Origin of the sequence: Methanobrevibacter filiformis, assembly GCF_001639265.1 — an archaeon.
Classification (GTDB): Archaea; Methanobacteriota; Methanobacteria; order Methanobacteriales; family Methanobacteriaceae; genus Methanacia; species Methanacia filiformis.
In genome coordinates, this window is the sequence record NZ_LWMT01000038.1 from 1 (window position 1) to 6,907 (window position 6,907).

Here is a 6,907-nt window from a genome sequence, read left to right on the forward strand (position 1 = left end):
TAAAATAGAATTTTATTAAATATTTATGTTTATTTTTATAATATTATTTATTATAATTCTATAAATGTAATTTTAAGTTAATTAACAAAATTTAAAAAATTAGATTTTTGAATTGTTGCACAGCCTTGTAAAAAACAAAATAAAACAATTTATATTCAAGTTTCAGTTTTTCTCTCTGAAGAATCAACAATTAAAAGAGAATTTGAACCTTTAATGAATATAAAAGATAACTATCCTAAGTATGTTATAAGTTTAGATGATTTTAACATGTCTAGGAAAGGAATAAAACATTTAAATGTGATTGATTTTTTAAAATCAGATATAATATGAATATTTTTAAATATTTCTTCTTTTTCATTATACTGAAAAATTCTACAAAAAATATGAAACTTTTTCATTATACTGAAAAATTCTACAAATGAGCCCAGAGGGATTTAACATTTTATCGAATTTAAGTTCAATGAGTAGTTTCCAGTATTAAAAAAATAAGTATTAAAAACTTCAATACTTATCATAAGTTTGATAGCTATTTTCCAATCAATATTAATTTATATCATGAAAACTAAATTCTTTTTATGATTTAATACTATGATATATTAAATATAAAATGTATAAATTAGTAGAATATTATATAAATTATAATTACTAATATTACCTCGTTTTAGTTATAATTATATATTAAATACTTGATTTAGTTTAAATACTTAATTTATCACAGTACTGAATTTTTAATTATAATTAATTATGAATAATAGTAAGTAGGTGTTTTAATGAAAGGCGGGGAAGCAATAATAAAATCTCTAATGGAAAATGGAGTAGACACAATTTTCGGATATCCTGGAGGGCAAGTTCTTCCATTTTATGATATGCTTTATGGTTCAGATTTAAAGCATATACTTGTTAGACATGAACAGTCTGCAGCACATGCAGCAGATGGTTATGCTAGAGCATCTGGCAAAGTAGGAGTATGTCTTGCAACATCAGGTCCTGGTGCTACTAATCTTATTACAGGAATAGCTACTGCTAACATTGATTCTTCACCGATAATAGCTATTTCTGGTCAAGTTCCTCGAAATTTAATTGGAAATGATGCATTTCAAGAAGTGGATATGATAGGAATTACAATGCCAATTACAAAACATAGATTCCAACCTAAAAATGCTGATGATCTTCCATCAATAGTTAAAACAAGTTTTGAACTTGCTTTAAGTGGCAGACCAGGTCCCATTGTTATTGATGTTCCAAAAGATGTTCAAGAGCAAGAATTAAGTAACTATGAAACCAATAACTATGAAACACCAGGATACAACCCTACAGTCAATGGAAATATAAAACAGATAAAAAAGGCAATTGAACTTATTAAAACATCCAAAAAACCAATTATTATGGCAGGTGGAGGAGTTATCTTATCAAATGCATCTGAGGAGCTTAAGGTATTTTCTGAACTTATAAATGCACCTATTATTACAACACTTATGGGAAAAGGTGCAGTTGATGAAGATGATGTTCATTCCCTTGGAATGATTGGTATGCATGGTAGAATGTCAGCAAATTTATCTCTTGATAAATGTGACTGTTTAATAGCTATTGGATCAAGGTTTTCAGATAGAACAACTGGAAAAATAGCTGATTTTGCAATTAATGCTCAAATTATTCACATTGACATTGATCCAGCAGAAATAGGTAAAAATGTGGAAATTGATATCCCAATTGTTGGAGATGCCAAGCATGTATTAAACTCAATTGTAAGTAAAATAAAGCAACTATCTGGAAAAAATAATGGATTAAACAATAATGAAACTGATAAAAGTAATAGTATTGGAAATATAGCTAAAGATTGGTTCAATGAATCAATATCATTTAAAAATAGCTGTATTCCAAGAGTTACCTATAATGATGAAATTCCTTTAAAACCACAACAAGTTATAAAAGAAATAGCTAATTCATTAGATAGTGATTCTATAATAACTACTGATGTTGGTAAACATCAAATGTGGGCAGCCCATTTCTTTAACACTAATAAACCTCGTAAATTCATCAGTTCTGGAGGAATGGGTACAATGGGCTTTGGTTTCCCTGCAGCTATTGGTGCTAAAGTAGCAATGCCTGAAAATAATGTTATTTCAATAACAGGAGATGGAGGATTTTTAATGGTCTGTCAAGACCTTGCAACTATAAAAGAATATGATATTCCAGTTGTTATATGCTTGTTTGATAATAGAAAACTTGGAATGGTTTACCAATGGCAAAATCTTTTCTATAACAAGCGATTATCTTATACAGATCTTGGAAACACTCCTGATTTTGTTAAATTAGCTGAAAGTTTTAACATAAATGCTTGTAAAATAGAAAAACCTGGTGAAACTGAAACTGCTCTTAAAAATGCTTTAAAATCTGGTGAACCTACTCTCTTAGATATAGTTGTTGATAAAGACGAATATTTACCAATGGTTCCACCTGGTTGTGGAATAAGCGAAATACTTGGAGAATACAAAATAGAAAATAAGGTAAGTGATTAAATGGACAGTCATGTTATTAGTACTTTAGTCGAAAACAGACCAGGAGTACTTCAAAATGTTGCAAGCTTGTTTACAAGACGAGGATTTAATATTGAAAGTATAACTGTTGGCGGATCAGAAACAGAAAACTTAGCCAGAATGGTTATTGTTGTAAAGGGTGATGAAAAGGTTCTTGAACAAATCACAAAGCAACTGAATAAATTAGTAGATATTATAAAAGTCAGAGAATTAAATCCAGGAAAAACATTAAAAAGAGAACTGTGTTTAATTAAAGTCAAAGCAGATGATGAAAGAAAAAGAGCAGAAATAATCCAATATACCAACACTTTCAGAGGGAAAATAGTAGATATAAGTGAAAATAACATAACCATTGAAATAACTGGAGACCCAAGTAAAATCAATGCACTGATAAATCTTTTAAAAAGTTTTGGAATTAAAAAAATAGCTAGAACTGGATCAACTGCCATAGAAAGAGACATTTAAAAAAAAACTATAAAATAAGATTTTGGAGAATCTTCGATTTTTCGAAATCAGAGGTAGAAATATGATAACATTTATTACTAGTAACAAACATAAAGTTAACGAAGCAGAAAAAATATTTGAAAATTTCGATATTAAACTTGAAGCTATTGACTTAGGCTACACTGAAGTTCAAGGAACTTTGGAGGATGTGGCTATAGCAGGTGCAAAATATGCTTCTTCGAAATTAAATAAATCTGTTATTGTTGAAGATGCTGGTTTATTCATTAAATCTTTAAATGGCTTTCCAGGGACATATTCATCTTATGTTCAGGAAACTCTTGGAAATCAAGGGATTTTAAATTTAATGAATGATATTCGAGACCGTACTGCCGAGTTCAGGTCTGTTATTGGGTATTGTGCCCCCAATTCAGAGCCCAAGATTTTTTTAGGTAAAGTACGTGGAGAAATAGCATTGGAAGAAAGAGGAAGCAAAGGTTTTGCTTTTGATCCCTTATTTTATGTGAAAGAGTATGATCAAACCTTTGGTGAACTTTCAGACAATGATAAGAACCAGATATCTCACAGAAGAAACTCATTAGAATTATTTATTAATTGGTATAAAGACCAAGTTGATGATTAAATAGCTAATGGGTAATTTAATGCTTATTTAAAAGTATTACTAATATTAGAGTTATTATTAATTATGTTATTACTAAATCTAGAACTATTAATATCCTAGAATATCAATATTTTTAAAACTTTAAATAGTAATTTTTATTCTAATATAACATATTATTTATAGACTAAATTGTCTATGAAGAGATTTTGAAAAATCTTCGATTTTCGAAATCAGTGATTAATATTTTGGAGATAAACTATGACTAAACCAGAATGGGTAGCATACTCAAATGAAGAAATTGAATCCTTCATATTAAAATTTAATCGTGAAGGAAAAACAGTTAGTGAAATTGGAATTATTCTTAGAGATCAGTACGGAATTCCTAGTGTGAAAGCTGTTACTGGCGAGAAAATTACAGCTATTTTAAAAAGAAATGAACAGGCAGGAGAATATCCTGAAGATATAATGAACTTAATTAAAAAAGCAGTTAATATTCGTGATCATCTAAAAGAAAATCCAAAAGATTTACATACTAAAAGAGGATTAACAATCATAGAATCCAGAATTAGAAGATTAGGTAAATATTACTCCAGAGAAGGCGAATTACCTGAAGGATGGAGATATGACGCAAAACAAGCAGCACTCCTTGTTAAATAGGGCTAATGAAGCAGGACGTGTCTTGAAAAAGCACATCAAAAATGGAGATAATATAAGAATAATATCTCACAATGATGCAGATGGAATATCTGCAGCTGCTATAATAGCTAACACCATAAAAGAAGAGGGCGGTAACTTTCATGTTACCATGATCCCCCGACTTAAAAAAGAGACAATAGAAAAGTTGCATAATGAAAAATACAACTTATTCATCTTTACTGACATGGGAAGCGCTTGTATTAACCATATTAATAAATTAAAAGCAGATGTCATTATTGCAGACCATCACCAGCCTAATGATACAGAAGCTAGTGAAAACGTAGTTCATGTGAATCCACACTTATTTGAAGTAGATGGTAGTAGAGAACTAAGTGGATCAGGTGCATCATACTTAGTTGTTCGAGAACTAGACAAAAATCATTTATCTATTTTTGCATTAATAGGTGCTTTTGGAGATATGCAGCATCTTAATGGATTTACTGGCGTTAACGAGTTAATATTAAATGATGCTGTGGAATCTGGAAAATTAGAAATACATGAAGATTTAAAAATCACATCTAAAAACCAAGAACCACTTTACAAAGCTATTGCATATACCTTAGATCCTGGACTTCCAGATTTAACTGGTAGTTTTGAAGGATCAATGGCATTTTTAGAAAAATTAGGAATTAGCTATGGAATAAAATTCGCTGATTTAAGTGGTGAAGAACAAGATGTGCTAAAGGATGCCTTAATAGATGTTAATCCTAAAATATTTGGACAAGTATTCTCAACACCAAAAGATTCACCTGCACTTCGTGATTTAGAAGATTTCTCATCTATACTTGATTCTTGTGGTAAAAGTAAGAAATATGGACTTGGATTAAGTTTATGTCTTGGTGAACGAGACAAAGCACTTGAAACAGCTATTGAAATTCAAAATAAATATAGAAATAACCTTGTTAAAGGTTTTGAATGGATTAGAAAAGAAGGTGCAGTTGAACTTGACCATATCCAATACATTTACTCAGAAGATCCTGTTTTAAAAACAATAATAGGTACTTTAGCAGGTGTTGGACTCTTTATCAATATTCTAAACTCTGAAAAACCAGTTATTGGAATATCCAGATTCCATAAAGATATTAAAATATCAGGTAGAACAACAAGAGAACTCGTAAACAAAGGTGTTGACCTTGGAAAAGCACTACATGATGCATCAGTTAATTTCCACGGTCAAGGTGGTGGACACAACATTGCTGCTGGAGCAATGATACCTCATAAGAATAAAGATGAATTTTTACATCTTGTAAATGATATTGTTGCATCTCAATTAGAGAAATAATATTTTATTCTCCTTTATTCACTTTTTATTTCTTAACTATTTTTACATAACTATAATAATAGCTATAATAGCTATTTAATCCTTAATTCTTTTTTTTACATTAATATTCTATTCTTTATGGTAGAGAAAATAGCTATTTTTAAAGATTTTATTATACACAAAAATGTATAATAACCTAAATATGTTATACATAAAAATGTATAATTATTTATATAAAGATAAACATAAAATTAATTAATATTAAGAGGTTCTTAAGCAATGAATCTTCTGATTATTTGGAAAAATTTAATTTTAAAAATATAAATAGTATAAAAAATATATAAGAATATATATGTACTTTTATACATTGATATAATAATATATCATTCTAATAAATATTAATGGAGTAAAATTATGACAACTGAAACTACAACTACTATAAAAATGCCTAAAGAAACTTTAATAAAAATAAAAACTTTAGCAGTTGAAAAAGGAACTACTCAAAAAAATATAATAAATGAGCTTTTAAATGAAGCATTAAATAGAAAAGAACATGAAAATACTGGAAAAATAAAATCAAGAGTAATAAACCATGAAATGATAGGTTATGATCCAGATAAAAAACTGAATTTTAATGACAGTGTAGGGATTGTTGAAGTAGATAATGCAGAAAATATAGATGTTAAAGAGTTAAAAGACAGTATACATATGAAAAAAGGATTGTATTAAATGATATTCCTCGAAACAAGTTTTATAATTAATTTTCATGTTCCTAAAATACAAAATCATGACAGGGCAAAAGAAATAGCTCTAATAATAAAAGATAAGCCAAAGGCAATTAGTGAAATGGTAATATATGAAACAATGACAGTACTTAGAAAATTAAATCAAAATGATGAAAAACTAGAAAAAGTTTATGACTATTTAATCAATTCACAGGACATTACAATTTTTGAGGATATTATTCATTATAAACAAGGATTAAAAGATACTTTTATTAATTCAGTTGGTTTTTTTGATAATTTAAGCCATGTTGTTATGATAAATAATGATATAAAAAAGATAGCTACTTTTGATAAAGACTTTCATATATTCAAAGACATAAAAGTAATAGATTAGCTTATTAAATAATATTTAATAAATTATATTAAAGAATACCAGCATTATATTTAGGAAATCTATAATTAATTATTCAAAATTAATTAAAAAGTCTGCTTTTTAATCACAGCTGTTAAGTTAAGGATTTAATCGATTCTATAGAATTGCCTTAAATTAAACATTGCTTCTTTATTTTTTTCTTATTTCAGAAACTTCTTCTACAATTGGTTCTATTTTTTCTTGGTGGGGTTT

General features: G+C 28.1%; 7 protein-coding genes. All 7 read left to right on the forward strand.

All coding sequences use genetic code 11. From position 1 onward, the window contains the following. Positions 1 to 770 precede the first annotated feature (770 nt). On the forward strand, positions 771 to 2,519 hold the full coding sequence (locus MBFIL_RS01495; RefSeq protein ID WP_066970797.1) for an acetolactate synthase large subunit: 1,749 nt from the start codon (positions 771 to 773) through the stop codon (positions 2,517 to 2,519). After that, the gene (gene ilvN / locus MBFIL_RS01500) at positions 2,520 to 3,002 is read left to right on the forward strand and encodes an acetolactate synthase small subunit (RefSeq protein WP_066970799.1); all 483 of its coding nucleotides are present in this window, start codon (positions 2,520 to 2,522) and stop codon (positions 3,000 to 3,002) included. Positions 3,003 to 3,063: 61 nt separating this feature from the next. Beyond that, positions 3,064 to 3,621, forward strand: coding sequence for an XTP/dITP diphosphatase (locus MBFIL_RS01505; protein ID WP_066970801.1), 558 nt, complete (start codon positions 3,064 to 3,066; stop codon positions 3,619 to 3,621). Positions 3,622 to 3,858: 237 nt separating this feature from the next. Beyond that, positions 3,859 to 4,257 (forward strand): 30S ribosomal protein S15, encoded by a 399-nt coding sequence (locus MBFIL_RS01510; protein WP_066970803.1) that lies wholly within the window; start codon positions 3,859 to 3,861, stop codon positions 4,255 to 4,257. Next, positions 4,247 to 5,578, forward strand: coding sequence for a single-stranded-DNA-specific exonuclease RecJ (locus MBFIL_RS01515; RefSeq protein WP_211261685.1), 1,332 nt, complete (start codon positions 4,247 to 4,249; stop codon positions 5,576 to 5,578). Before MBFIL_RS01510 ends, MBFIL_RS01515 begins: the two co-directional genes overlap by 11 nt. A 393-nt stretch (positions 5,579 to 5,971) precedes the next feature. Beyond that, the gene (locus MBFIL_RS01520; protein ID WP_066970807.1) at positions 5,972 to 6,286 is read left to right on the forward strand and encodes a hypothetical protein; all 315 of its coding nucleotides are present in this window, start codon (positions 5,972 to 5,974) and stop codon (positions 6,284 to 6,286) included. After that, complete coding sequence (locus MBFIL_RS01525) at positions 6,287 to 6,676, forward strand: type II toxin-antitoxin system VapC family toxin (RefSeq protein ID WP_066970809.1); 390 nt, start codon at positions 6,287 to 6,289, stop codon at positions 6,674 to 6,676. Positions 6,677 to 6,907 lie beyond the last annotated feature (231 nt).